This window comes from Terriglobia bacterium (assembly GCA_020072815.1).
In the GTDB taxonomy this organism is placed as follows: Bacteria; Acidobacteriota; Terriglobia; order Terriglobales; family Acidobacteriaceae; genus Angelobacter.
Map to the genome: position 1 here is coordinate 160,099 of JAIQGE010000009.1, position 24,160 is coordinate 184,258.

Annotated in this window: 35 protein-coding genes; 3 read left to right on the top strand and 32 right to left on the bottom strand. The window is 58.7% G+C overall.

Translation table 11 applies throughout. The annotated features are described in order from the left end of the window. Window positions 1-325 precede the first annotated feature (325 nt). Window positions 326-793, bottom strand: a complete 468-nt coding sequence (locus tag LAO20_13705; GenBank protein MBZ5532481.1) for a hypothetical protein — start codon at window positions 791-793, stop codon at window positions 326-328. A gap of 731 nt (window positions 794-1,524) precedes the next feature. Between LAO20_13705 and LAO20_13710 the strand changes: the two genes are divergently transcribed. From LAO20_13710 to LAO20_13720, 3 genes are all read left to right on the top strand, one after another. Further along, complete coding sequence (locus tag LAO20_13710; protein ID MBZ5532482.1) at window positions 1,525-1,959, top strand: DUF4440 domain-containing protein; 435 nt, start codon at window positions 1,525-1,527, stop codon at window positions 1,957-1,959. A 74-nt stretch (window positions 1,960-2,033) separates the two neighbouring features. Continuing rightward, window positions 2,034-4,004: a DUF4910 domain-containing protein gene (locus LAO20_13715; GenBank protein MBZ5532483.1), complete on the top strand. Its 1,971-nt coding sequence runs from the start codon at window positions 2,034-2,036 to the stop codon at window positions 4,002-4,004. A gap of 177 nt (window positions 4,005-4,181) precedes the next feature. After that, on the top strand, window positions 4,182-5,066 hold the full coding sequence (locus tag LAO20_13720; protein ID MBZ5532484.1) for a hypothetical protein: 885 nt from the start codon (window positions 4,182-4,184) through the stop codon (window positions 5,064-5,066). Window positions 5,067-5,114: 48 nt separating this feature from the next. Here the strand turns inward: LAO20_13720 and rplQ are convergent, their stop codons facing one another. From rplQ to LAO20_13875, 31 genes are all read right to left on the bottom strand, one after another. Further along, the gene (gene rplQ / locus LAO20_13725) at window positions 5,115-5,612 is read right to left on the bottom strand and encodes a 50S ribosomal protein L17 (GenBank protein MBZ5532485.1); all 498 of its coding nucleotides are present in this window, start codon (window positions 5,610-5,612) and stop codon (window positions 5,115-5,117) included. Between the two features lie 108 nt (window positions 5,613-5,720). Beyond that, window positions 5,721-6,761, bottom strand: coding sequence for a DNA-directed RNA polymerase subunit alpha (locus tag LAO20_13730; GenBank protein ID MBZ5532486.1), 1,041 nt, complete (start codon window positions 6,759-6,761; stop codon window positions 5,721-5,723). 255 nt (window positions 6,762-7,016) lie between these two features. After that, window positions 7,017-7,646, bottom strand: coding sequence for a 30S ribosomal protein S4 (gene rpsD / locus LAO20_13735; protein ID MBZ5532487.1), 630 nt, complete (start codon window positions 7,644-7,646; stop codon window positions 7,017-7,019). Window positions 7,647-7,751: 105 nt separating this feature from the next. Further along, window positions 7,752-8,186 carry a 30S ribosomal protein S11 gene (rpsK, locus tag LAO20_13740; GenBank protein ID MBZ5532488.1) on the bottom strand — a complete coding sequence of 145 codons (435 nt, stop codon included), beginning with the start codon at window positions 8,184-8,186 and terminating at the stop codon, window positions 7,752-7,754. Between the two features lie 168 nt (window positions 8,187-8,354). Continuing rightward, window positions 8,355-8,741 carry a 30S ribosomal protein S13 gene (gene rpsM / locus LAO20_13745; protein ID MBZ5532489.1) on the bottom strand — a complete coding sequence of 129 codons (387 nt, stop codon included), beginning with the start codon at window positions 8,739-8,741 and terminating at the stop codon, window positions 8,355-8,357. A 3-nt stretch (window positions 8,742-8,744) separates the two neighbouring features. Further along, entirely contained in the window at window positions 8,745-8,858 is a 114-nt protein-coding gene (rpmJ, locus tag LAO20_13750) for a 50S ribosomal protein L36 (protein MBZ5532490.1), read from the bottom strand. Between the two features lie 159 nt (window positions 8,859-9,017). Further along, on the bottom strand, window positions 9,018-9,236 hold the full coding sequence (gene infA, locus LAO20_13755) for a translation initiation factor IF-1 (GenBank protein ID MBZ5532491.1): 219 nt from the start codon (window positions 9,234-9,236) through the stop codon (window positions 9,018-9,020). A 157-nt stretch (window positions 9,237-9,393) separates the two neighbouring features. Then, on the bottom strand, window positions 9,394-10,110 hold the full coding sequence (locus tag LAO20_13760) for an adenylate kinase (protein ID MBZ5532492.1): 717 nt from the start codon (window positions 10,108-10,110) through the stop codon (window positions 9,394-9,396). 8 nt (window positions 10,111-10,118) lie between these two features. Next, complete coding sequence (gene secY, locus LAO20_13765; protein MBZ5532493.1) at window positions 10,119-11,528, bottom strand: preprotein translocase subunit SecY; 1,410 nt, start codon at window positions 11,526-11,528, stop codon at window positions 10,119-10,121. Further along, window positions 11,529-12,026 carry a 50S ribosomal protein L15 gene (rplO, locus tag LAO20_13770; GenBank protein ID MBZ5532494.1) on the bottom strand — a complete coding sequence of 166 codons (498 nt, stop codon included), beginning with the start codon at window positions 12,024-12,026 and terminating at the stop codon, window positions 11,529-11,531. Window positions 12,027-12,190: 164 nt separating this feature from the next. Then, window positions 12,191-12,376, bottom strand: a complete 186-nt coding sequence (gene rpmD, locus LAO20_13775; GenBank protein ID MBZ5532495.1) for a 50S ribosomal protein L30 — start codon at window positions 12,374-12,376, stop codon at window positions 12,191-12,193. Between the two features lie 2 nt (window positions 12,377-12,378). Further along, window positions 12,379-12,891 (bottom strand): 30S ribosomal protein S5, encoded by a 513-nt coding sequence (rpsE, locus tag LAO20_13780; protein ID MBZ5532496.1) that lies wholly within the window; start codon window positions 12,889-12,891, stop codon window positions 12,379-12,381. Next, entirely contained in the window at window positions 12,892-13,260 is a 369-nt protein-coding gene (gene rplR, locus LAO20_13785; GenBank protein ID MBZ5532497.1) for a 50S ribosomal protein L18, read from the bottom strand. It abuts the gene before it with no gap. Between the two features lie 228 nt (window positions 13,261-13,488). Next, window positions 13,489-14,028 carry a 50S ribosomal protein L6 gene (rplF, locus tag LAO20_13790; protein MBZ5532498.1) on the bottom strand — a complete coding sequence of 180 codons (540 nt, stop codon included), beginning with the start codon at window positions 14,026-14,028 and terminating at the stop codon, window positions 13,489-13,491. A 166-nt stretch (window positions 14,029-14,194) separates the two neighbouring features. Then, window positions 14,195-14,593 carry a 30S ribosomal protein S8 gene (gene rpsH, locus LAO20_13795; GenBank protein ID MBZ5532499.1) on the bottom strand — a complete coding sequence of 133 codons (399 nt, stop codon included), beginning with the start codon at window positions 14,591-14,593 and terminating at the stop codon, window positions 14,195-14,197. Between the two features lie 164 nt (window positions 14,594-14,757). After that, complete coding sequence (locus LAO20_13800) at window positions 14,758-14,943, bottom strand: type Z 30S ribosomal protein S14 (GenBank protein ID MBZ5532500.1); 186 nt, start codon at window positions 14,941-14,943, stop codon at window positions 14,758-14,760. Window positions 14,944-15,143: 200 nt separating this feature from the next. Beyond that, window positions 15,144-15,713, bottom strand: a complete 570-nt coding sequence (rplE, locus tag LAO20_13805) for a 50S ribosomal protein L5 (GenBank protein ID MBZ5532501.1) — start codon at window positions 15,711-15,713, stop codon at window positions 15,144-15,146. Between the two features lie 199 nt (window positions 15,714-15,912). Continuing rightward, the gene (rplX, locus tag LAO20_13810; protein MBZ5532502.1) at window positions 15,913-16,242 is read right to left on the bottom strand and encodes a 50S ribosomal protein L24; all 330 of its coding nucleotides are present in this window, start codon (window positions 16,240-16,242) and stop codon (window positions 15,913-15,915) included. Window positions 16,243-16,319: 77 nt separating this feature from the next. Next, on the bottom strand, window positions 16,320-16,691 hold the full coding sequence (gene rplN, locus LAO20_13815; GenBank protein MBZ5532503.1) for a 50S ribosomal protein L14: 372 nt from the start codon (window positions 16,689-16,691) through the stop codon (window positions 16,320-16,322). Between the two features lie 191 nt (window positions 16,692-16,882). After that, the gene (gene rpsQ, locus LAO20_13820; protein ID MBZ5532504.1) at window positions 16,883-17,191 is read right to left on the bottom strand and encodes a 30S ribosomal protein S17; all 309 of its coding nucleotides are present in this window, start codon (window positions 17,189-17,191) and stop codon (window positions 16,883-16,885) included. After that, entirely contained in the window at window positions 17,191-17,541 is a 351-nt protein-coding gene (gene rpmC / locus LAO20_13825) for a 50S ribosomal protein L29 (GenBank protein ID MBZ5532505.1), read from the bottom strand. Before rpmC ends, rpsQ begins: the two co-directional genes overlap by 1 nt. Before the next feature lie 111 nt (window positions 17,542-17,652). Further along, complete coding sequence (gene rplP, locus LAO20_13830; GenBank protein MBZ5532506.1) at window positions 17,653-18,069, bottom strand: 50S ribosomal protein L16; 417 nt, start codon at window positions 18,067-18,069, stop codon at window positions 17,653-17,655. Window positions 18,070-18,214: 145 nt separating this feature from the next. Then, the gene (gene rpsC, locus LAO20_13835) at window positions 18,215-18,883 is read right to left on the bottom strand and encodes a 30S ribosomal protein S3 (GenBank protein MBZ5532507.1); all 669 of its coding nucleotides are present in this window, start codon (window positions 18,881-18,883) and stop codon (window positions 18,215-18,217) included. A gap of 91 nt (window positions 18,884-18,974) precedes the next feature. Next, window positions 18,975-19,460 (bottom strand): 50S ribosomal protein L22, encoded by a 486-nt coding sequence (gene rplV, locus LAO20_13840; protein ID MBZ5532508.1) that lies wholly within the window; start codon window positions 19,458-19,460, stop codon window positions 18,975-18,977. A gap of 9 nt (window positions 19,461-19,469) precedes the next feature. Next, the gene (gene rpsS / locus LAO20_13845) at window positions 19,470-19,826 is read right to left on the bottom strand and encodes a 30S ribosomal protein S19 (protein MBZ5532509.1); all 357 of its coding nucleotides are present in this window, start codon (window positions 19,824-19,826) and stop codon (window positions 19,470-19,472) included. Next, window positions 19,826-20,650, bottom strand: coding sequence for a 50S ribosomal protein L2 (rplB, locus tag LAO20_13850; GenBank protein MBZ5532510.1), 825 nt, complete (start codon window positions 20,648-20,650; stop codon window positions 19,826-19,828). Before rplB ends, rpsS begins: the two co-directional genes overlap by 1 nt. Before the next feature lie 149 nt (window positions 20,651-20,799). Further along, a complete protein-coding gene (locus tag LAO20_13855) occupies window positions 20,800-21,093 on the bottom strand; it encodes a 50S ribosomal protein L23 (GenBank protein ID MBZ5532511.1) in 294 nt (97 codons plus the stop codon). Then, window positions 21,093-21,749 carry a 50S ribosomal protein L4 gene (gene rplD, locus LAO20_13860; GenBank protein MBZ5532512.1) on the bottom strand — a complete coding sequence of 219 codons (657 nt, stop codon included), beginning with the start codon at window positions 21,747-21,749 and terminating at the stop codon, window positions 21,093-21,095. The genes LAO20_13855 and rplD overlap by 1 nt, the downstream gene beginning before the upstream one ends. A 260-nt stretch (window positions 21,750-22,009) precedes the next feature. After that, the gene (gene rplC / locus LAO20_13865; protein MBZ5532513.1) at window positions 22,010-22,786 is read right to left on the bottom strand and encodes a 50S ribosomal protein L3; all 777 of its coding nucleotides are present in this window, start codon (window positions 22,784-22,786) and stop codon (window positions 22,010-22,012) included. An 87-nt stretch (window positions 22,787-22,873) separates the two neighbouring features. Beyond that, entirely contained in the window at window positions 22,874-23,200 is a 327-nt protein-coding gene (rpsJ, locus tag LAO20_13870) for a 30S ribosomal protein S10 (protein MBZ5532514.1), read from the bottom strand. A gap of 171 nt (window positions 23,201-23,371) precedes the next feature. Beyond that, window positions 23,372-24,160: elongation factor Tu (locus tag LAO20_13875; protein ID MBZ5532515.1), on the bottom strand; the 789-nt coding region annotated here is incomplete at its 5' end.

Below are 24,160 nucleotides of genomic sequence, written 5' to 3' on the forward strand. Positions count from 1 at the left end.
CATGGTTCCTTCTCCACAATCCTTAATGTAGTCTCGCTATGCCCTGAATGCCGCTGCAAATCCTGTCTCCGCAACGCGGGAGAGGATGTGCTCAAATCGTTGTCCTGGATTTGGTCCTCGCGGTCGTCGCCGCCCTGTGCGCGTTCCGGCCCGGGGAAGAAATCAGCTTTAAAAAGATCCACTTCAGCGCAGGCCAAATTGCCTGGCGCTTAAACTCAATCAGGCACATTGCCTGGAAAATCGTCTGTTTGGGGTCTCCTACCAGATTAGATGCCCGGGCGGAATCGTTTGATCGCGCTCATTCGCCCAGGCACGCAGCCTGGACTTATATTCCCGCTGGAAAAACTCCCGCATACGCCGTGGCCCGCGTCACCCGGTCCACCGCGCGCTCAGCCACGGTTTTCAGGTCGCTGTCATCGGCGAATTCAACCGCGTTTTCCGCCGGCGGCAACGCCTCAGCTACCGCTGCGCCGCGCTGCGTCTCCAGCCAATGCTGCAGCGTGCCCGCCGCCGCGCGACGCTCTTCTTGGCTGCTGGCGACGGCGTAGCGCATGTAGCACTTGGACTCATTCAGCTTCTGGCGCCACCGGCTGCCGGCGGCAAACAGCCGGCTCAGCGAGCTCGCCAGGTTTTCAGTTTCGTCCACATCAAACACCGCCAGCACCCGCCGTGGCTGCATAGCAGACGGCTCGGTCATCTCTTCCGCCAGAGCGTAAATGCCGGGCTGGTTCGGAACCAGCAACAGCCCAAAACTGCTCTCGCAGCGAAACCAACGCGACCAGATTATTTCCATGACGCTACTCCCCCAAACAGCCCGATGGGTTCGCTCCGCCGAGGCCAGCCGGCGAAAGCTCAGTCTGACTTTCTCCAATGGAGCTTTTTCAGTTGCTCACCGCGATTTGCTGCTCCAGCGTCACCTCGGCGCTGGTCTTGCTCGTGTCGGCGATTCCCCTGCTCCGTTGCTGTCTTTCACAACTTTTGTCTACGCAGAACCGGGAATCGAATACTGCAGTGGATGAAACTTACTCCCCTATATTGTGCCTGTCAAGCATTAAACACAATATATTGTACATCGTCCTCACATACACTTCTCTCGACCTAAGTTCCTTTTATCTCCGTGTTTTACCCGGCTTCCCCCGGATCAAGGGGGTCGTTCCTCCGCTGATTCTGGCTAAATTCTCCCCTGGGCAAGCTTTCGTTCGCCAAAATTTCTGGGCCGACGAGAGACACTGTGCTCGCCCTCAGGGCGCTATCACAAAACTGGGCTGGGAAACACCCGGGCGCGGCGTTCCGGGAAAGGAAGTGGCTAGCGCCGCTAATAGCTCGAATCTACTTGGCGGGTCTCTGGGAATCAATGCCCAAGCACGGTGCAAGTCTGTGGATTGTGTGGAAAGCCGGGGACACAATTGCCTGCTCCACAGCTCATCTGGCGATGGATTTACAATTCAAATCTCCAACTGGTCCGAGACTAGTCTATGTTCATTTGAAGGTGTTGCCATGCGCAGCTTTTGGTTTTGCATAATAATGATCGTGCTGTTGGTCGCCGCGTTGCCCTTGACTTCATCAACCCAGGCCGCGCCGCCGCGCCCCGGCGTCTCTGAACACCAGCTCCTCGCCGCCGACGCTGAATTCTGCAAGCAGACCGCCGCCCGACGTCTTGACGGTTGGATGGACGCCTTTGCCCTCGATGCCGCCGTCTTGCATGACGGCACGACCGTGAATGGCACGCAGGCTTTGCGCCAATACTATGAACCGGTCTTCGCCAACCAGGATTTCACCCTTACCTGGACGCCCACTAAAGATGAGTCCTCCAAAGACGGCACTCTTGGCTACACTTACGGCACTTACGAAGCCAAGCGCGGCGACCATGTGTCGCACGGCATGTATCTCACCATCTGGCGCAAGATCAACGGCAAATGGAAAGTCGTTATGGATACCGGCAGTGCGGCGGCGAAGTAAGAGAACGAATAGCTCGGCGATATACGGGCCACGTGCGCTTTGCGAAGGCCTACAGCTCCTGTATGCTCTTGCCCATGAAACTTTCTCTCCGCCTGTTCTGCTTGCTCATGACAACTACTGCTTCCGCTCAACACCTTGTCGACCAGAAAACGTTTGACGCCATCGCCACCGAATATTCCGGCGAAGCCGCGCAGGAAAACACACGCCGCATCGTTGAATACCATCGCATCCAGGGCAGCCCCATGATGGCCGCAGTCGCCGAACAAGTTGTCCTGCCGCGCCTGAAGGCCATGGGACTTGAAGCATCCATCGAGCAGTTTCCTTCCGACGGCAAGACGCGCTACGGCACCTACACCTCTCCCATGGGCTGGGACATGCGCTCCGGCGAGCTGTGGGTAGAAGGTGTCAGCGGTACGAAAGACTTCAAGCCCATCATGCTCTGCCGCTATGTGGACGTGCCCATGTGCGTTTCAACGTATTCGAAAGGCGGCGAGTGGTCGGGCGAACTGGTGGACGTGGGCAGCGGCACAAGTGATGCGAATTACAAAGATAATGACGTACGTGGCAAAGTTGCTTTGGCTTCCGGCTACGCTGCCAACGTCGTGCGCCAGGCCGTTCTCAAGCACGGCGCTCTGGGCGTGGTGATTTATCCTTCCGCCTTGGACCGGCCTGATCATCCGGACATGATTCGCTACAACGGTATCTGGCCCCGCGCGGAGGAACTCGACAAGACCAGCGGCGGCTTCCAGATTTCGCGCAATCAATATGACATGCTGAAAGCCCTCATGCGCCAGGGCCCGGTGCGCGTCCATGGCAAGATTGACGCCACGCTCGGCCCCGGCAAACTCACTTTGGTCCATGCCTACATTCGCGGGACGGAAAACCCTGAGCGCGAAGTCCTGATCTCCGGCCACCTCGACCACCCCAAGTGGAGCGCCAATGACAACGCGTCCGGCTCCGGCGCCATGATGGAAACCGCGCGCACCCTGCAAAGTCTGATTGCGGCAAAAAAGATTGCGGCGCCCAAGCTGACCATCCACTTCATGTGGGTGCCCGAGTACTTCGGCACGCTGGCTTATGTGAGCAACCACAAAGATCTGAAATTCTGCGGAAACTTTTACGAACCCATGCCCAACGGCCCGCCGTGCGTCCTGGCCAACATCAACATGGACATGGTGGGTGAAGACACGGTCAAGACCAATTCGCGTTTCTATTTCACGCGTACGCCGGACTCGGTGCCGTTCTTTATCAACGCCGTGATGAGTGACGTCCTGCAGCAGACCCGCGAAGCTGATCTCTACGCGCAAACCGGCACCCGCAACTACTGGCAGCCGGAAGCCATTCCCTATGCGCAAGGCAGTGATCACGACGTTTTCCTCGGCCTGGGGATTCCTGCCACCATGCTCGGTCACGATCCTGACTGGACTCATCACACCAGCGAAGACAAGATTGACAAGACTGATGCCAGTGAATTTCGCCGCGTTGGCGCATTCGCCTCAGCAGCGTCATGGTTCATGGCCACTGCGGACTCCCAGTCCTGGAAGCGGGTCCGGGCAGGCGCCTACGCTGACCGGGTCGCCGAACTGGCGCGCCGGCTCGCCCGCGACTCCACCTCTGAGGCTGCCTTCAAGCGTGTCCTGAAGAACCGCGAGGAGTTTGACGCTCAGGCCGATCGCCTGGATTCGCTCACGCCACAGGCCGGTGCCGTTCGCATCCGCAGCACCAGCCCTTCCGGCGCCACCAACGGCCCGCGCCGCCTCACTCTCCTCCCTCTCGACGCCTCCGCCTTCGAAAACGTCAGCCCTGAAGACGGCAAATGGCTCGGAGAACAAGTCGCCCGTTTCGCCAGCGACTCCGAAGGCCTGGCCACCAAGCCTGATTTCGGCTTGATCAGTTTTGAAGCCGTCAACTTCATGGACGGCCATCGCAGCACAGCCGAGATCGCTGACCTGCTCGCCGCCGAATATTTACTCGATATTGACCAGGCCTGGGTGGACCGGCTGGTCAGCATCCTGGAGAAACAAAAGCTGGTCAGCTCAAAATGACCGGCTATGAATGTCTCAGGCCGTGTGGCACAGCCGCCCTCGGCTGTGCGCGGTTTTGACTAGACGACTCATTTCGCTGTGTAGATTTTCGAGCGAGATTGCCCCACTACTACCGCGTTCAGGGATTCCAAATTCCCCTGAATTGCGCTAACGTATTGCCCTGCGAGGTAACGTCTGATGCGCCCGGTTATCTGTCTTTGCCTGTTCATATTCCCCTCGTGGGTCTGGGGCCAGCAGTGCACCTCCTACGTGGTGGTGGCCGCCTACGAGCACAAGCTGGGGGCCGACATGGAGAACCTCAAGCCGGATGACTTTCAGGTCAACGTGGGTCAGGTGCCGCTGGCCGCGGTCAGCGCGCAGCAGAATTTTCACAACCGGCTGCTGGTCCTGTTAGAGGCTGATGGCGCCCAGAAAAACGCCAAGCTGCAGGAAATGGTGGACGTGGTCACCCGCTGGGCGCGGCAGGTGCCCGACGGCGAGCCGGTGGCCTTTGGCGAGTTTGGCAAGCGCGCCATCTTTACCAAGCAATTCTTCGCTGACTCCAAGGAGCGCAGCAAGGCCATCAGCGAGGTGGTGGAAGAGGCGCCCACGCTGGGCAACAGCGCCGCCCTTTTTGACGCGCTGCATCAGGGCCTTGCTCTGTTCGGCGACCACCAGCCCGGTGACACCGTTCTGCTGGTCAGTGATGATTTTGACGACGCCAGCCACCACTCCCCCGGCGAAGTGGAGAAGGTTTTCCTCGCCAAAGGCATCCGGCTGTTCCTGATGCTCCGCCAAAATCCCAGCAACGTGGGCCGCGATTTTCTCTGGAGGCCCCACAAGGAAGGCGAGATTCTGGTGCGCACCAGCAAAGAAACCGGCGGGGCTTACAGTGAATTCAGCCCGGCGTTCTTTCGCTTTGCCTGGGCCGGATACATGGTGGGGATCAAGGTGGACGCCGGCTTGGATTCCCATCGAAAACTCAAGGTCAAGCTGAAGGGCGCCACGGACTTTTACCGCAAGGCCATCCTTTACTATCCCGAACGTCTGCCTCCTTGCGGCCCGGCGCCGGCAGCGCCATAAAAAAACGCGCCCAACCCGGGCGCGTTTGGTTTTGCAGATAATGGTGGTTTACTTCTTTTCGTCTTTTCCTTCTTCGCCGCCTTCTTCCGGGGCCGCGGCTTTCTGCTGTTCTTCCATCTGTTTGCGGACTTCTTCCTGGCGCTTGGCCCGGGCTTCTGACCGCTTGGCCCGCTTGGCTTCAATCACCTTCTCGCTGCCCAGCAGTTCGATGTAACAGGTCTCCCCGCCATCGCCCGTGCGCCATCCTTTGTGGATGATGCGCAGGTAGCCGCCATTGCGGTCGCCGAAGCGCGGGCCCAGGGTTTCAAAAAGCCGCTCCACCGATTCGCGCGTCATCAGGAAGGCGGCGGCCAGGCGGCGTGCCGCCACGTCGCCCCGCTTGCCCAGGGTGATCATTTTCTCCACGTGCGGGCGCATGGCTTTGGCCTTGGCCGGTGTGGTCTCAATGCGTTCTTCCATGACCAGTGAAGTCACCAGGTTGCGCAAAAGCGCGCGCCGGTGGCTGGTATTGCGTCCGAGTTTCTTGACTGCTCCGCGATGTCGCATGACAGGTCCTTAAGATTAGCAATTGCACGATTTTGTAATTTGGTAATTGGGACTGGATTGAGCTCTGCAAAATTACTCAATTACCAAATTTCTCAATTACCAATTGCTTTAAAATTCCGCTCCGTCGCCTTCGCCGCCCATGGGCACCGGCGATGGCATGTTGCTGGTGGGCCCAGGGACCGCGTTCCCCTGGTCGTCAATTTTCATCCCCAGCGAAAGCCCCATGGACGCCAGGATTTCCTTGATCTCATTGAGTGACTTGCGGCCGAAATTCTTGGTCTTGAGCATCTCGGCTTCCGTCTTCTGCACCAGTTCGCCGATGGTCTGGATATTGGCGTTCTTCAGGCAGTTGTAACTGCGTACGGAAAGCTCCAGCTCTTCCACCGAGCGGTTCAGGTTCTCATTCTTGATCAGGGGTTTCTCTTCGCCGCGCGACTCGGTTTCCAGCTCCTCTTCAAAGTTGATGAAGATGGTCATGTGGTCCTTGAGCAGCTTGGCGGCCAGGCCCAGCGCGTCCGCCGGCACGATGGAACCGTTGGTCCAGATTTCAATGTCCAGTTTGTCGTAGTCGGTGATCTGGCCCAGGCGGGCGGCTTCCACCGTGTAGTTCACCTTGCGCACCGGCGAGTGCACCGAATCAATGGGAATAAATCCCAGGCCCAGGTCGTCGTCAAAGTTTTTGTCGGCAGCCACGTAACCGCGGCCGCGCTTCAGGCGCATCTCCATGTCCAGCTTGCCGCCTTCGGACACGGTGGCGATGTACACCGTCTTGTCCAGCACTTCCACGTCGCCATCGGCTTCAATCATGCCGGAGGTGATCACGCCCGGCTGGTCGGCTTTGAGATAGATGGCCTTGGGGCCGTCGCCCGCCAGCTTGAACGGGATCTGTTTCAGGTTCAGGATGATGTCCGTGGCGTCCTCGACCACGCCGGGGATGGATTGGAACTCGTGCAGCACGCCTTCAATCTTCACCGCCGTGACCGCGGCGCCTTCAATGGACGATAGCAGCACGCGGCGCAGCGCGTTGCCGCTGGTGGTGCCGAATCCGCGTTCAAACGGCTGAGCATAAAACCGGCCGTATTTGTCGGTGAGTGTCTCGGTGTCCGTCGCCAGACGCTTGGGTTTCTGAAAACCTCTCCAAAGAACCATTTTCTCTTTTTCCTTTCAATTCCGCTCCGTTGGGCACACGCGCGGTAAGCGCAAGGCTGATCTGGTGCGGGCAATTGAGGAGCCACTGGCTTCTAGCCACTAGCTCCTGGCCAATACAAATTTCGGATGATGAACAGTGTGGAAGATATTTGATGCTGTCATCTTATCTCCCGATTCATCTGGCTGCCAAGGCGGTTCAAATGATCCGTCTTGCTGCCGGTTTGGCTAGCAGCTAGCGGCTAGCTGCCAGTAGCTTTACTTGCTGTACAGTTCCACGATCAGCTGTTCGTTGACCGGAGTCGCAATCTCGTCCCGCTTGGGCAGCGACAACACGCGGCCTTTCAGGTTATCGCGGTCCACTTCCAGCCAGGCCACCACCGGCTGGTGGCTGGAGAACTCGCGCGCCCCTTCTACCACGGTAAATTTCTTGGCCTTTTCCCGCACCTGGATCTCGTTCCCCACGCTGACTTCAAACGATGGAATGTCCACGCGGCGGCCGTTCACGTCAACGTGTCCATGGCGGACCAGTTGCCGGGCCTGGCGGCGCGACGTGGCAAATCCCAGCCGGTAGATCACGTTGTCCAGGCGGCGTTCCAGCTGTTGCAAGAGCAACTCGCCGGTCACGCCCGGCTTGCGCGCGGCCTTTTCAAAGTAATTGCGGAACTGGGTTTCCAGTGTGAAGTAAATGCGTTTGGTCTTTTGCTTCTCGCGCAGCTGCAGGCCGTAGCCTACAACCTTGGCCTTGCGGTCTTTGCCATGGGCGCCGGGAGCAAAATTACGCTTCTCGATGGGGCACTTGTCGGTAAAACACTTGGCCCCTTTCAGGAACAACTTCATGCCTTCGCGCCGGCAAAGCCGGCAGACTGCACCTTTATAACGTGCCATCCATTCTCCTGCTTTCTGATGTCGATCGGTTTACGGGGTGGCGACCCTTTCTTCCCGATCCGTTTCGTGACTTGAAATTTCAAATTTGAAATTTCAAATTCAAAATCAAACTCTGCGACGTTTTGGCGGCCGGCATCCGTTATGCGGAATGGGCGTAACGTCCTTGATGGACTTCACGTCCAACCCGGCTGCGGCCAGCGCGCGTATGGCCGACTCGCGCCCTGAGCCCGGACCGTTCACGCGCACTTCCAGCGAGCGCACGCCATGATCGCGCGCCTGGCCGGCGGCGTTCGTGGCCGCCTGCTGCGCGGCAAACGGCGTCCCTTTGCGCGACCCGCGGAAGCCCAGCGATCCCGCGCTCTTCCACGCCAGCGTGCGGCCTTCGCCGTCGGTGATGGTCACAATGGTGTTGTTGAAGGAGGCCTGCACGTAGCAAATCCCGTGCGGAACGTTCTTGCGCTCCTTCTTCTTGAATACCTTTTTCTTGCTCTTGGTTCCGCCGGCTGCCGGTGCCCCGGCCGCCGCTGCTGCTTTCGCCATGTATGCGTCCTTCTTAAGGTGCTCGGCGCTTACGTTGCAACGTTCGCAATACGAGCAATCCGTTTTTGGCTTGGCTGCTAGCCCCTTGCTGCTAGCTCCTGGCCCTGCCGACTTCGCAGTTGAAACTCCTGATCCCTAGCAGCTAGTAGCTAGCCGCTCGTAGCTTTTTTACGTCTTGGCCGCGGTCTTCTTCTTGTTCGCTACCGTGCCTTTGCGCGGACCCTTGCGGGTGCGGGCATTGGTATGCGTGCGCTGCCCCCGGACCGGCAGGTTGCGGCGATGCCGGTATCCACGGTACGAACCGATTTCAATCAGCCGCTTGATATGCATGGAGATGTCTTTGCGCAGATCACCTTCCACGTCGCCTTCACTCTCAATGACCTGGCGGATGCGGTTGACCTCATCTTCATTGAGGTCCTGCACCTTCTTCATGTTCTCGACCTTCGCCGCCGACAGGATTCGCGCCGAGCGCGCGTTGCCGATGCCGTATATGTACGTCAGCGCGATGTTCACGTGTTTGTTGCGCGGAAGATCCACGCCTGAGATGCGTGCCATGTGTTACCCCTGCCTCTGTTTGTGTTTCGAATTCTCGCAGATCACGCGGACCACGCCCTTGCGGTGCACGATCTTGCACTTATCACAAATCTTTTTTACCGATGCCCTGACCTTCATGATCCTGTTCTCTCTGACTTCTGTATTTACCGGTCCCAATTGCTCCGGCTGCACTGCTTCTTGATTTCGTAATTGAGTAATTTCGTAATTGCCGATTGGAAACTTAACAATTACCCACTTACCAAATACCCAATTACTAAATTCTCACGGCCTAAGCGCTTACTTGTACCTGTAGACAATGCGTCCACGCGTAAGGTCGTAAGGTGATAACTCAACCGCGACTTTATCGCCGGGGAGGATGCGGATAAAATTCTTGCGCATCCGGCCGGATACGTGCGCCAGCACTTGATGTTTGTTCTCCAGTTCCACCCGGAACATGGCATTGGGCAGCGGCTCAACCACCGTTGCCATCACCTCTATCGCGTCTTCTTTGCTCACTCAGCTCCTGTGCGGGATCGTCCTTGAGTTCCTTCGGGCCTCGCCCTCAGGATTTCGCCTGCAGGCTCCCGCTTCGCTCACGCCTGCAAACCGGCTCAACTTTGCTCACTCAGCTCCTTGAGGGTCTCGTCTCAGAGAATCCCCCATTATTTGTTCTTTACTTCCCCGCCGCCGCTTTGGCGATCACCGCCAGCGTATCCGCCGTGACTTGTTCCAACCCCAGTTCGCCGTTCAGCGTATGAAACGTCCCTTTGCGGCGATAGTAATCCACCAGAGGCAGGGTCTGCCGTTCATAACTCTTCAGCCGCTCGGAGATGACTTCTTCCTTGTCGTCCTTGCGCTGCACCAACGGAGTGCCGCAGGAATCGCACACGCCTTCTTTTCGCGGGGGCTGAAAGTAGATGTTGTAAATCTGGCCGTCCGCAGGACAGGAGCGGCGGCCCGTAAGCCGTTGCAGTAATTGATTATAGCTGACTTCAATGTTGACCACAACGGGGGCCATCTTGCGTCCCGCAAAAAGCGCCTTGCCCAGATACTCGTCCAGCCATTCCGCCTGCGCCACCGTGCGGGGAAAACCGTCCAGAATGTAGCCTCGCTGGCAGTCGGGCTGCCCCAGCCGGTCAGCCACCATGGCCAGCATCAGATCGTCCGGCACCAGCTTCCCCGACTTCATGATCGGGTCGGCCTGCTTGCCCAGTTCCGTGCCGCGGGCCACGTTGTCCCGCAAAATGTCTCCGGTGGAGATCTGCGGGATGCCATAAAGCGCCGCGATGGCCTTGGCCTGTGTGCCTTTGCCGGCGCCCGGAGCCCCCAGCAGAATAATGGGGCCCGTGGCTGCTTGCTTCGAACCCGAATTGCTCGCGGCGGCCGGCATATTGGAGATCAGCCCCAAGTTTTCCGTCCTTTGATGCGTCCGCTGCGCGAGGTAAAGCCTTCGTAGTGGCGCATCACCAGTTGGGACTCAATCTGGTTCACCGTATCCATGGCCACGCCCACCACAATCAGCAATGACGTTCCGCCGAAGTAGAAAGTCACGTTCAAACCCGTGAGGATCCACTGCGGCGTGATCTGTTCAAACACCTTGCCTCCCAGCCACCAGGGCAGCTGGTTGAGATGGATACCGGCAATCATCCACTCGGGTATCAGCGAAATGAACAGCAGATACAGTCCGCCCACCAGGGTCACGCGCGTCAGCACTTCATTGATGTAGTCGCGCGTGCGGTGTCCCGGCCGGATGCCCGGGATAAACCCGCCATGCTTGCGCATGTTGTCGGCGACGTCCGCCGGGTTGAACACAATGGACACGTAGAAGTAGGCAAAGAAGATGATGCCCGCCGCATAGAGCAAGGTATAAAGCGGCTCGCCCCACTTGAGTTGTTCCAGAATCGGGCCAAAGTATTTGTTGAGTGTCCCGCCGGTCTTGAACGCCGGCGAGTACGTCAGCATCTGCGGAATACTCAGCAGGGACGATGCAAAGATCACCGGCATCACGCCGCCGGAATTCACGCGCAACGGCAGGTGCGTGGCTTGGCCGCCCATAATGCGTCGTCCCACCACCCGCTTGGCATACTGCACGGGAATGCGGCGCTCCGAGCGTTCCATGAATACGATGAACGCCACCACCAGCACCATCACCGCGATCAGCGCCACCATGGCGGGAATGGTGAAAGGCCCCCAAGCCCCGCCGGACGCTTTCTTGTAAAGTTCCACCACCGCGCGCGGCAGTCCCACCACAATGCCGGAGAAAATCAGCAACGACATGCCGTTGCCGATGCCGCGTTCGGTAATCTGCTCGCCCAGCCACATAATGAAGATGCTGCCGGTGGTGAGCGTGATCATGGTCATCAAAATGAACCACACGCCCGGCGTCAGCACGTAGCCCTGGCTCTGCAAGGTAAACGCGATGCCCATGCTTTGCAGCAGGGAAAGCACCAGGGTCAGATAGCGCGTCCATTGCGTGATCTTGCGCCGCCCTAGTTCGCCTTCCTTCTGCATGCGGGCCAGGGGCTCCCACACCACCGTGAGCAACTGCAGGATGATGGACGAAGTGATGTAGGGCATGATGCCCAGGGCAAAAATCGTCAGCCGGCGCAGGTTGCCGCCGCTGAACAGATCGTAAAAGCCCAGCAGTCCGCCGCCCTGGTTTTCAAACGCCTTGCTCAACGCGTCGGCATTGATGCCCGGCGTGGGAATGTGCGAGCCAAGACGGTAGACGGCCAGCATGGCCAGCGTAAACAGCACGCGCTTGCGCAGGTCCGGAACTCGAAATATATTCGCCAGTTTTTCGAACATTTAGCTCTTCTTCTTTGTTTTCTTGGGCTCCGCCGGCGCTTCCGGCGCCGCCACTCCGCCGATCAGCTCCGCTTTGCCTCCGGCCTTGGCGATCTTCTCTCCGGCCGACTTGGAAAACTTGTGCGCGTGCACGGTGATGGCCTTCTTCAATTCGCCGTCGCCCAGCACCTTGATGAGGTCGTTCTTGTGCGCCAGCCCGTGCTTCACCAGAAGTTCCGGGGTCACGTTGCTTTCGCCCAGTTCCACCAGCCGCTCCAGATTGATGGCCCGGTATTCCACGCGGAAGATGTTGGTGAACCCGCGCTTGGGCAAGCGGCGATGCAGCGGCATCTGGCCGCCTTCAAAACCGCGCATCATGCGCGAACCGGAACGCGATCTCTGGCCTTTGTGCCCGCGCGTGGACGTCTTGCCCATACCGCTGCCCATGCCCCGGCCCACTCGCTTCTTGTTGGCGGTGGCCCCTTTGGGCGGCCGTAATGTTGAAAGATTTGTCGGCACTGTCAGTTTCCTTGTGTCGCAGCCGCGTTGTTCATTCTAGTCCCGCAGCTACTCGGTTGCCCTGGTTCCATTTGGTAATTGAGTAATTTTGTAATTGGGTAATTGAAAACCGAGTTGCCAACGGCAATTACCAAATTACTAAATTACCCAATTACTCAATGCTGTTAGTCCACGATCTCCACCAAATGCGGGATCTTCGCAATCATCCCCCGGATGGAAGGCGTATCTTCGCGCTCCACAACCTGGTACAGGTGGGTAAAGCCCAGTCCTTTGACCACCAGCTTGTGTTTCACCGGAGTGCATATCTTCGAACGCACGTATTTGATTTTGATCTTTTTCTTGGCTGCCATGGTTAAAGCTCCTGCACGCTCTTGCCGCGCATGCTGGCGACTTCTTTGCGGTCGCGCAGCTGGTTGAGCGCGTTAAAAGTGGCTTTGATCACGTTGTGCGGGTTGGCCGATCCCAGTGACTTGGTCAGCACGTTCTGCACGCCCGCCGAGGTCATCACCGCGCGCACCGCGCCGCCGGCAATCACGCCCGTGCCTTCCGGCGCCGGTTTCAGCAGCACCAGCCCGGAACCGAAACGTCCGGTCACGATGTGCGGAATGGAACTCTGCGTCAGGTTCACCTTGATCAGTCTCTTCTTGGCTGACTCAATGCCTTTGCGGATGGCCTGCGGCACTTCCTTCGCCTTGCCGGAACCGTAGCCGACCACGCCCGCACTGGGGTCGCCCACCACCACCAAGGCCGCGAATGACATGTTCTTGCCGCCCTTGACCACTTTGGTCACGCGGTTAATGGCAACCACCTGGTCTTTCAACTGGTAGCTGCCGGCATCGAGTCTTTTCTTGCTTGCTATCGCCATTTAGAACTCCAACCCTGCTTCGCGCGCCGCATCGGCCAGCGCTTTGATTCGTCCGTGATACAAGTAACCGCCGCGGTCAAAGACCACCTTCTTGATGCCCTTTTCCTTGGCGCGTTCGGCAATGGTTTTGCCGACTGCCTTTGCGCTGGCCAGGTTGCCGCCGGTGCGCTTCTCGCCCTTCTTGCGCCCCTGCACCGTGCTGGCGGCCACCATCGTCTGGCCGCTCTGGTCGTCAATCACTTGCGCGTAAATATGGTTCAGCGAGCGGTACACGTTCAGCCGCGGACGCTCCGGCGACCCGCTCAGCCTCTGCCGCATACGGCCATGGATCCGCCGCCTGGTTTTGTCTTTCGAACTATTCGGAATCATCTTCTTAGCCTTTGCTTCGTAGAGTCGATACGCTCCACGATCAAATACGTTTCACGTAAACTTTCACAATTCGGCAATCGGGTAATTTGAAATTGGTAATTGAAGAGCTCGAATCCACCGGCTTTCAATTTACCCAATTACCAAATTACTCACTTACCAATTCTCCGGGATCCTTCGCGCTTCGCGCTCAGGATAATCGCTGCGGGCTCAGACGCCCGCAAAACGCGATCACTTCGCTCCGGTCTTGCCAACCTTCTTCTTCAGCCGCTCGCCCGCATAGCGAATGCCCTTCTGCTTGTAAGGGTCCGGCGGACGCAGGGACCGCATTTCCGCCGCGGCCTGACCTACCTTCTGGCGGTCAATCCCGCTGACCGTCAGTTTGGTCTGCTTGGGGTCCAGCGCCGCGGTAATGCCGGTCGGCAGCGGATACTCAATGGGATGCGAATACCCCAGCGTGAACACCACGGTGTTCTTGCCCTTGAGCTCCGCGCGATACCCAATGCCCACAATCTCCAGTTCCTTGGTCCAGCCCTTGGTCACGCCTTCCACCGCGTTGTTCACCAGGGCGCGCGCCAGCCCGTGCACGGCCGCGTGCTCGTCATTGTCGCGGACCACCTGAATGTTCCCGTCGGCCTGCTGCAACTTCACGCCCACCGGCAGGTGCGTCTGCACCTGGCCCTTGGGGCCGTTGACGATCACCGTGTTGCCCTTCACTTCAAACTTCACTCCCTGAGGGAGCGGGATCGGCTTTTTTCCGATTCGAGACATTGCTTGTAGTCCTTCTCTCTTTAGCGAGTCCTTCAAGCCGCTTGCCGGCCGAATTCCACGCTGGTTACCAGCGGCTAGCAACTAGCGGCTAGCTTCTAGCCAAATCTGCTTCTCTCCAGCGGCTAGCTGCTAGTGGCTAGTCGCTTGGTAACTGCGCTTCGCGCAGCTACCATACTTCGCACAACAGTTCGCCGCCCACGCCTTCTTTGCGCGCTTTGCGGCCGGTCATCACGCCTTTCGGCGTAGTGAGGATGTTGATCCCCAGCCCGCCCAGCACGCGGGGAATATCGTTGCGGCCCACGTACACGCGGCAACCCGGCCGCGAGATGCGCTGCAGGTTGGAGATGGCGGCGGCATTGTCCGGACCGTACTTCAAGTAGATCCGCAGGACCTTGCGGCCGTCTTCTTCCGTCGCCTTGAAATTGGCGATGTAGCCTTCTTCCTTCAAAATGCGCGCGATCTCCAGCTTGAGCTTGGAGGAGGGCACATCTAGCTTCTGGTGCCGCGCGCCCAGTGAATTGCGGATGCGCGCCAGCAAATCTGCGACCGGATCGGTCAAACTCATCTTCGTTCATCTCCTCTTATCGTCACCCGTTCGTCCCCCGGCCTGCCGGGGGAAACCTGCGGTGACGTGAAACCCAGCAATTAGCAGTTAGCCATTAGCCTGATCTTCGTGGAACCTGGCACCTTGCATAACCTGAGCGCGAACTAGCCAATTGCCAATTGCTATTACCAACTCGACTTCGAAACCCCGGGAATCTCGCCCTTCAGCGCCAGACCGCGGAAGCACAAGCGGCACAGTCCGAACTTGCGCAGGAAAGCCCGCGGCCGCCCGCAAATCGAACAGCGGTTGCGGTGCTGCGTGGAGAACTTGGGTTTCTTGTTCGTCTTGGCGATCTTTGCTGTTGTAGCCATCTTGTCCTTATTAGCAATTAGCATTCAGCAATTGGCAATTAGCTAAAGCCTCTTTTCATTGAGGGCCCTGCAAAGCTGCCGGTTGCGTATTGCCGATTGCCTCCTTCTTCAAATTCAAACCAGACTGCACGTGGGCCAGATTCCAGACTGCTTCTTTGCCACCACGCTTGAGCTAGTTGCTAATTGCTAATTGCTAGCTGCTAGCTGGCAACTCCTGTTGCCCGGAACGGCATTCCCATATGTTTCAGCAGGGCCAGCGCCTGGTTGTCATCGCGGGCCGTGGTGACAATGGTCACGTTCATGCCTTTCAGCTTGTCCACCTTGGCGTAATCAATTTCCGGAAAGATTAACTGGTCGCGCAGTCCCAGCGTGTAATTGCCGCGGCCGTCAAACGACTTGGTGGAAACGCCGCGGAAGTCGCGCACGCGGGGCAGCGCGATGTTGATCAGCCGGTCCATAAATTCGTACATGCGGTCGCCGCGCAAGGTCACCATGGCGCCAATGGACATGCCTTCACGCACCTTAAACGCCGCAATGGACTTCTTGGCCTTGGTCACCACCGGCTTCTGCCCGGTGATTTCGCCCAGGTCGCGCACCAGCGGGTCCAGCATCTTGGTGTTCTGCGTGGCCTCGCCCACACCCATATTCACCACGACCTTGTGCAGCCGCGGCACGGCCATGGGGTTCTTCAATCCCAGTTCCTTGGCCAGCGCCGGAGCAATTTCCTTTTGAAACTTTTCTCTCAGCCGTGCTGTCGTTTTCGTCGCCATTGCTTTTTTGTTCTGCCTTTCTCACGGTTTCCGGGTTTACGGGTTCGTGAGTGTTGCCGGAAGCCGTTAGCTACTAGCCACAAGCTTCTAGCCTTAATTCTTGAAAACTTGACCTTTCTTCAATCAACCAGCAGCGCAAATTAATCGCGATGCCGTTATTGCCGCTTTTTCCTAGCAGCTAGCGCCTAGCCGCTAGCAGCTACTTGGTTTTGTCCAGCGTCGCGTCGCAGCGCTTGCAGACCCGAACTCTTTTGCTGCCGTCCATGCGATGTCCCACGCGCGACGGCCCGCAGCTGGGGCAAACCACCATCACGTTGGAAATCGAGATGGGCGATTCCTGCTCGGCGATGCCGCCCTTGATGTTGCGCTGCGGATTCGGCCGGACGTTCTTTTTCACCATCATCACGTGCTCTACCAGGACTTTTCTTTCGTCCGGAAACACGCCCAGCACGCGGCCTTGTTTGCCCTTGTCGCGCCCGGTGATTACCTTCACCTGGTCGTTGCGCTTGATGTCAATTCTTGTATGCATGTTTTACCCTTCAACTCGTCCGCTGGCGTGCTCGCCTGCCTTCCATTTCTCCAAGTCCCTCTTATCAGCGCCCTCTCTTACAGAACTTCAGGCGCCAGAGAGACAATCTTCAAAAACTTCTTCTCGCGCAGTTCGCGGGCCACCGGACCGAAAACGCGCGTTCCGCGCGGCTCGCCCGTATCGTCAATCAGCACGGCGGCGTTCTGGTCAAAGCGGATATAGGTGCCGTCGCGGCGGCGATGCTCCTTGCGCTGGCGTACGATCACGCACTTGACCACCGTGCCCTTCTTGACGGCACCGTCCGGCGAGGCTTCCTTCACCGCCGCGGTGACCACGTCGCCCAGGCTGGCGTTCAAGCCGGTGTGCCCGCCCAGCGGCAGAATCATCTGCAGGCGGCGCGCGCCGCTGTTATCGGCCACGTCCAAAATACTTCTCATCATGACTGCCATATTCAATTCCCCGTTTCCAGGAGAGCGACGAAACCTCTGCCGATCTCATCCCTCTGAAATTCTCGTCGAGCCATTAGCTCTTGGCCGTTGGCTTTTAGCCCTTAGCCCTTGCCTCTTGACTAGTGGCCCTTGATCCCACACTCGCTGTCCCAGAAGACAACGGCTAGTTGCTAGTTGCTAGCTGCTAGCTGCTAGCTGCTAGCTACTTCCTCGCCCGCCACCAGCTTGGCCCGCTGGATGATGTTCTTCAGCTTCCAGCGCTTCAAGCGCGACATGGGCCGCGTCTCTTCAATCTCCACCGTGTCGCCCACCCGCGCCGTGTTCTGCTCGTCATGCGCGTAAAACTTCTTGGCCTTGGCGACCACGCGGCGGTACAGGGGATGCGCCTTCTTCATGATCACCTGGACCACAATGGTCTTGTTCATCTTGTTGGACACGACCAAGCCGATCTTGGTGGCGCGACGGCCCGGCTTCTTGGTTGCGGCTGCTGTCTCTGCCATTACTTCTTCCTCGCTTTAGCTGCGGGCTTCGCGGCTTTGCTTTTGCTTGCGGACTTGGCCGCGGCTTTCGCTTTGGTCTTGGCCGAGGCCGCCACCGCGGGTGCGGTCTCCGCCGCCGCTGCCGGCGACGCCTTGGCGACCGCATGATGCGCGTGCGTCACACCCAGTTGCTTTTCCCGAACCAGCGTCTTGATGCGGGCCACGTCCTTGCGCAACCCGCGAATCTTCTTCAGACTCTCGGTCTGCCCCATCTTGAGCTGGAACTTCAAGCGGAAAAGCTGGTCGTTCAGCTCCCGCTGCTGGTGCTGCATCTCGGCGTCGGTCAAATTCCTGAGTTTGTCTGCATCCATAAAAGTTCTTCTCGTTGTTCCTTAGGGCCCCACAATCCCTTCGATTTCGCTTAGGGTGCTGCGCCCTCTTGCTCTGGCTAGTTGCTAAGTGCCAATTGCTAATTGCTGTTCTTAATGCGCGTCCGTGCGGGCCACAAATTTTGTCCTCAGCCCCAGTTTGTGCGACGCCAGCCGCAACGCTTCCATGGCGTCCGTGCGGGTCACGCCTTCCATCTCAAACAGCACTTTCCCGGGACGAACCACGGCCACCCAATGGTCGGGCGCTCCCTTGCCTTTGCCCATACGGGTTTCAGCCGGCTTCTTGGTCACCGGCTTGTCGGGGAACAGACGGACCCATATCTTGCCACCGCGCTTGACGAAGCGCGTCATGGCCACACGGCTGGCTTCAATCTGCCGGTCGGTCACCCAGCCCGGCTCCATGACTTTCAATCCATAGTCGCCAAACGACAGCTCGCCGCCGCGCCAGGCTTTGCCGCGCATGCGTCCGCGCTGCTGCTTGCGGTACTTAACTTTTTTCGGCATTAACATGATGTCAATTCCTTCTATACCGCTAAAGGCTCACTTTCAGCCTTTAGCACTTGGCCATTAGCCTTAAGCCCCCTGCACCCTGTGGCCCTCTTCGACCATCGATCAATCGCTCAAGGCTAAGTGCTAATGGCTAAAGGCTGCTTTCCTAGAATGCTCCCGCCCCCGCGCGTTCCGGCTGGCGCTTCTTCTGCGGCAGAATATCGCCGCGATAGATCCATACCTTCACGCCGATCACGCCGTACGTCGTGCGGGCTTCCGAGAATCCATAGTCAATGTCCGCGCGCAGGGTATGCAGCGGCAAACGGCCCTGCAAGTACCATTCCGAACGCGCGATTTCATTGCCGTTCAGCCGTCCCGACACGCGGACCTTGATGCCTTTGCAGCCGAAGCGCAGCGCCGAATCCACGCTCTTGCGCATCGCCCGGCGGAAGCCCACGCGCTTTTCCAGTTGCAGCGCGATGGATTCGGACACCAGTTGCGCGTCCAGTTCCGGCTTGTGCACTTCCTGGATGTCAATGAACACGTCGCGCGCCGTCCGCTTCTGCAGCTCCAGCTTGAGCTTGTCAATCTCCGCGCCTTTGCGGCCGATGATGATTCCCGGACGCGCCGTGCGGATGATGATGCGCAGCTTGTTGCCCGGACGCTCAATCTCCACCGAGCTCACGCCCGCGGACTTGAGCTTTTCCCGCAGCTCGTCCTTCAGCTTCACGTCTTCCAGCAGCAGCTTGTCGTAATCCCGCTCCACGAACCAGCGCGACCGCCAGGGTTTGGTGTATCCCAGGCGAAATCCGTATGGATGGACCTTCTGTCCCATTTTGTTCCTCTTGGTAGAGAAGCTGTTGCCAGCTTCTCTTCTGCAAACATTTCTTTCTTGCGACGCTGCCGGGCAACGCCGCCTGCTAAACCTATTTCTTGGCGACAGCCTTCTTGCCCGCCGTCTTTTTCTTGGCGACCGTCTTGGCCTTCTTCTTGGCCGGAGCTGCCTTGGGCGCGGCGGCTTCGTCTTCGCCCACTACCGTGGCCATTCCTTCGCGGTCAGTCCCGCCTTTTTCCGCCAGCACCACTTCCATGTGCGACATGCGGCGCTGGTAGCGGTACGCGCGGCCCATCGGCGCCGGACGGATGCGCTTCATGCGCGGCCCGTCATTGGCGATGGCCACTTTCACGTACAGCCGGTCCACGTCCACGTCCAGGCCTTTTTCGCCGCTCAGGTGGTTGGCGTTCTCCACCGCCGAGCGCACCAGCTGGAAAATGGCCGGGGCAATCCGCTTCTTGGTGAACTGCAGCGTGGTTAGCGCGTCTTCCACGCGCTTGCCTTTGATCAGGTCCAGCACCAGCCGCGCCTTCTGCGGAGAAACCCGGGTGAAACTCGCTTTTGCTTTGAATTCCATATGTCGTCCCTATGCCTTTGGCGCCGCTGGAGCTGCTGCCGGAGCCGCCGGAGCGATGGCCCCCGGGCCTCCGGGAATGCCGGCCGGCTTGGCCACAACTTCGGCCGCCTTCATCGAGTGCCCTTTAAACTGCCGCGTCTGCGAGAACTCGCCCAGCTTGTGTCCCACCATGTTTTCCGTCACGTACACGGGAATGAACTTCTTGCCGTTGTGCACGGCCAGGGTGTGTCCCACCATCTCCGGCGAAATCGTGGACCGCCGCGACCATGTGCGAATGACTTTTTTGTCATTCTTGGCGTTCATGTCCTCGATCTTCTTCAGCAGGTGGCCGTCAATAAACGGCCCTTTCTTTAATGAACGTGCCATTATTTGCTTCTCCTGCTCACAATGAACTTGTCAGTGCGCTTGTTGTTGCGCGTCTTGTAGCCGCGCGTCGGCTGGCCCCAGGGGGTCACCGGATGGCGTCCGCCGGAAGTCTTGCCTTCACCGCCGCCGTGCGGATGGTCCACCGGGTTCATGGCCACGCCGCGGTTCACCGGCTTCTTGCCCAGCCATATGTTGCGTCCCGCTTTGCCGATATGCACGTTCTCGTGCTCCACGTTGCCGATCTGTCCCACCGTGGCCATGCAGTCAATCAGCACCTTGCGGGTCTCGCCCGAAGGCAGTTTCACCAGCGCGTACTCGCCTTCTTTGGCGACCAGCTGTGCCGAGCCGCCGGCCGAGCGCACCATCTGCGCGCCCTTGCCCGGCTTCAGCTCAATGTTGTGCACCGTGGTGCCGGCCGGAATGTTTTTCAGCGGCAGCGCGTTGCCCACCAGGATGTCAGCTTCCGGGCCGCTGACAATTTTCTGCCCCACCACCATTCCCACGGGATGCAGGATGTAGCGCTTCTCGCCGTCGGCGTAAGCCACCAGCGCAATGCGCGCGGAACGGTTGGGATCGTATTCGATGGAAACCACCGTGCCGGGGATGCCGGACTTGTCGCGCTTGAAGTCAATGGTGCGCAGCTTGCGCTTGTGTCCGCCGCCGCGATGCCAGATGGTGATGTCGCCCGAGTTGCGCCGCCCGCCGGTGCGCAGCTTGATCTTGGTCAGCGCCTTGTGCGGTTTGTCCGCGGTCAACTCGTCGTTCGTCAGCGTGGTCTTGAACCGCAGTGACGGCGTTGTCGGTCGGTATGTCTTTATCGCCATAAAACTCAGCCTCTAGCGACTAGCTGCTAGCTGGTCGCTTTGATCTTCAGGTTCGCATTTTCTCTCGCGAACCACTGGTCCGTCATCGCCGGGCGAGTGTCTTTTTTGACTTTCTCGCTAGCAGCCAGGAGCTAGCAGCTCGTAGCTCTTTACAAATTCGCCGCGTACTCCGGCATCTTTTCTCCGGACTTCAGTTTCACGTACGCTTTCTTCCAGTCCGGACGATAGCCGGCAAACTTTCCCCGGCGGCGTTCTTTCCCCTGGAAGTTGGCGGTGCGCACCGAGTCCACTTTCACGTTGAAAATCTTCTGCACCGCTTCTTTTACTTCCGTCTTGGTGGCCTTGGCTGCAACTTCAAACACCAGCGTGCCCTGGCTGTCCTTGGCGCCCAGCCCTTTTTCCGTAATCACCGGTTTGCGGATGATCTGATAAGCCGACTTCATTACGCCACCTCCGCTTTCCGCTTGGGAGCCGACGCCTTCAGCGAATCCTGCAGCTTCTCCAGCGCCGCCTGCGAGAAGATGGTCGTCTCGTAGCGCAGCAGGTGATAAGGATGCACCTGGTTCCCGGCGATCAGTTCCACTCCGGCCACGTTGCGCGCGCTCAGTTCCAGGTTGCGGTTGGCCTTGGAGCCGTCCACGATCAGCGTGGTCTTTTCCGCGCCCAGCGTGTCCAAGGTCTTGCGGAACGCCTTGGTCTTGGCTTCGCCCAGTTCAAAGCTGTCCACCACCACCAGCTTACCGTCGGCCAGTTTGGCGGCCAGCGCCGAACGCAGCGCGCCAAAGAGTTTCTTCTTCGGGAACTGGTAGTCATAGGAGTGCGGCTGCGGTCCGTGGACCGTTCCGCCGTGGCGCCACAGAGGCGACCGGATGGAGCCCACGCGGGCCCGGCCCGTGCCTTTTTGCTTCCACAGCTTTTTGCCGGCGCCGGACACCAGTTTCTTGTTCTTGGTGGCATGCGTCCCGGCGCGCCGCGCGTCGCGATAGTGGTTCACCGCTTCCCACAGCAGGTCCTGGTTGATGCCGCCAAAGACTTCGTCCGCCAGCTCCAGCGTCCCGACTTTTTTACCTTTTAGGTCAACAACGTCTATTTTCGCCATCTTCTTCTCCAGGGCTCCGCAGCTTTGCTGCTTCGCCCTCGCGCTCTGCTCGCGCAATCCGGCGCTCGCCCGCGCTCACCCCAGCCCTTAGCTATCAGCAATTGGTAATTAGCAATTGGCAACTAGCTTTTGTCTCGTAACTCCAGCCATTTCGTTCTGTCCGAGATCACGCGCAATCCCATCTCGAACCGTGTGGCACAGGCACTCTTGCCTGTGCGCTTTAAATCTTACGGACCGCAGGCGCCCTCGCCTGCGACCGATTACTTCTTCGCTTTACCGGCCGCAGCTTTCTTCGCCGCCTTCAACGGATCCAGCGTGGTGGAACCAGCGAACCCGCGGCGCTCGCGCGGCGGCTTCTTGGCTTTCAACACCACGACATATCCATTGCGATGACCGGGCACCGCGCCTTCCACCAGCAGCAGGTTGTCCTCGGTATCAATGCCGCGAATCTTCAGATTGCGGACCGTCACCTGGTCCACGCCCATATGCCCGGACATGCGCATTCCCGGAAACACGCGCGACGGGAACGACGAAGCTCCAATCGAGCCTTGCACCTGGAACATGTGCCCGTGGGCCGCCGGACCGCCGCCAAAATGATGGCGCTTGACCACGCCGGCAAAACCGCGCCCTTTGCTCACGCCGATCACGTCCACGTAGCGCTCGCCGCTGAAGATGTCCACCAGGACCTTGTCGCCAACTTTCGATGGCCCGTTGCCCGCCGGAGCCGCTTCGCCTTCCGCGGCTGGCTGGGCGCTCTTGCCAGGCTCTTCCGTCTCCAGCGCTACTTCGCGGATGAACTTTACCGGCGGCAAGTCATGCTTGCCGAAGTGGCCCTGCATGGCCTTGCTGATGTTCTTGCCCTTCACAAATTCCACCAGACCGATCTGCGCCGACTCATACCCGTCTTTGATCGCGCGCTTGATCTGGGTGATTACGCACGGCCCGGCCTGGATCACCGTGACCGGGTGAACGTCACCCTTGTCGTCGAAGATCTGGGTCATGCCGATTTTCTTGCCTAAAATTCCGTTGACCATAATTCCCTCTCCCCATCATCCCTTTCTGGGACTGTAGGAAGCTTCTAGGCCCTAGCTTCTAGCTAGCAGCCAGAAGCTAGCCGCTAGCAGCTATTTGTGTTCCTTCCCAAACGCCTTGATCTCCACATCCACGCCGGCCGGCAGATCCAGCTTCATCAGCGCGTCCACGGTATGCTGCGTGGGCTCCAGGATGTCAATCAGCCGTTTGTGCGTGCGGATCTCAAACGCCTCCCGCGACTTCTTGTCCACGTGGGGGGAGCGCAGCACGCAATACTTGTTCTTCACCGTAGGCAGCGGGATGGGTCCCGCAATCTGCGCTCCGGTGCGTTTGGCCGTGTCCACGATCTCGCTGGTGGACTGGTCCAGAATGCGATAGTCGTAGGCCTTGAGCCGTATGCGAATTCTTTCTTTGCCAATCACTGTTTTGTCCTCAAAGATCGTTGCGGTCAGGCCGATAAGTAAAGCTCTACGATCACTGCCGCTCTTTTCAATTTGGTAATTTTGTAATTTGGTAATTTTGTAAATGATGTTTGGGTTACAGCACTTCAAATTACCCAATTACCAAATTACTCAATTACCAATTCTTCCTTACTGAATGATCTCGCTGATCGTTCCCGCTCCCACCGTGCGTCCGCCTTCACGGATGGCGAAGCGCAGGCCCTTTTCCATGGCCACCGGCGTGATCAACTCAATGGTCAGCGACACGTTGTCCCCCGGCATCACCATCTCGGTGCCCGCCGGCAACTCCGCCACGCCCGTCACGTCCGTCGTGCGGAAGTAGAACTGAGGACGATAGCCTTTGAAGAACGGCGTATGCCGTCCGCCTTCTTCTTTGTTCAGGACGTAGATCTCGGCCTTGAACTTGGTGTGCGGCGTGATCGAGCCCGGCTTGGCCAGCACCATGCCGCGTTCCACGTCGTCTTTGCCGATGCCGCGCAGCAGCAGGCCGGCGTTGTCGCCCGCCATGCCTTCGTCCAACTGCTTCTTGAACATTTCCACGCCGGTGACCACCGTCTTGCGCGTGTCGCGGAAGCCCACGATCTCCACTTCCTCGCCCACCTTGACCTTGCCGCGCTCGATGCGGCCCGTTACGACGGTGCCGCGGCCGGAGATGGAGAAGATGTCTTCAATCGGCATCAGAAACGGTTTGTCAATGTCGCGCGCCGGCAGCGGAACGTACTTGTCCACCGCGGCCATCAGCTCGTCTACCTGCTTTTCCCACTTCTCTTCGCCGTTCAACGCGCCCAGGGCCGACAGGCGCACCACCGGCACGTCGTCGCCCGGGAACTTGTAGCTCTTGAGCAGCTCGCGCACTTCCAGTTCCACCAGGTCCAGCAGTTCCGGATCGTCCACCGCGTCGCACTTGTTCAACGCGAC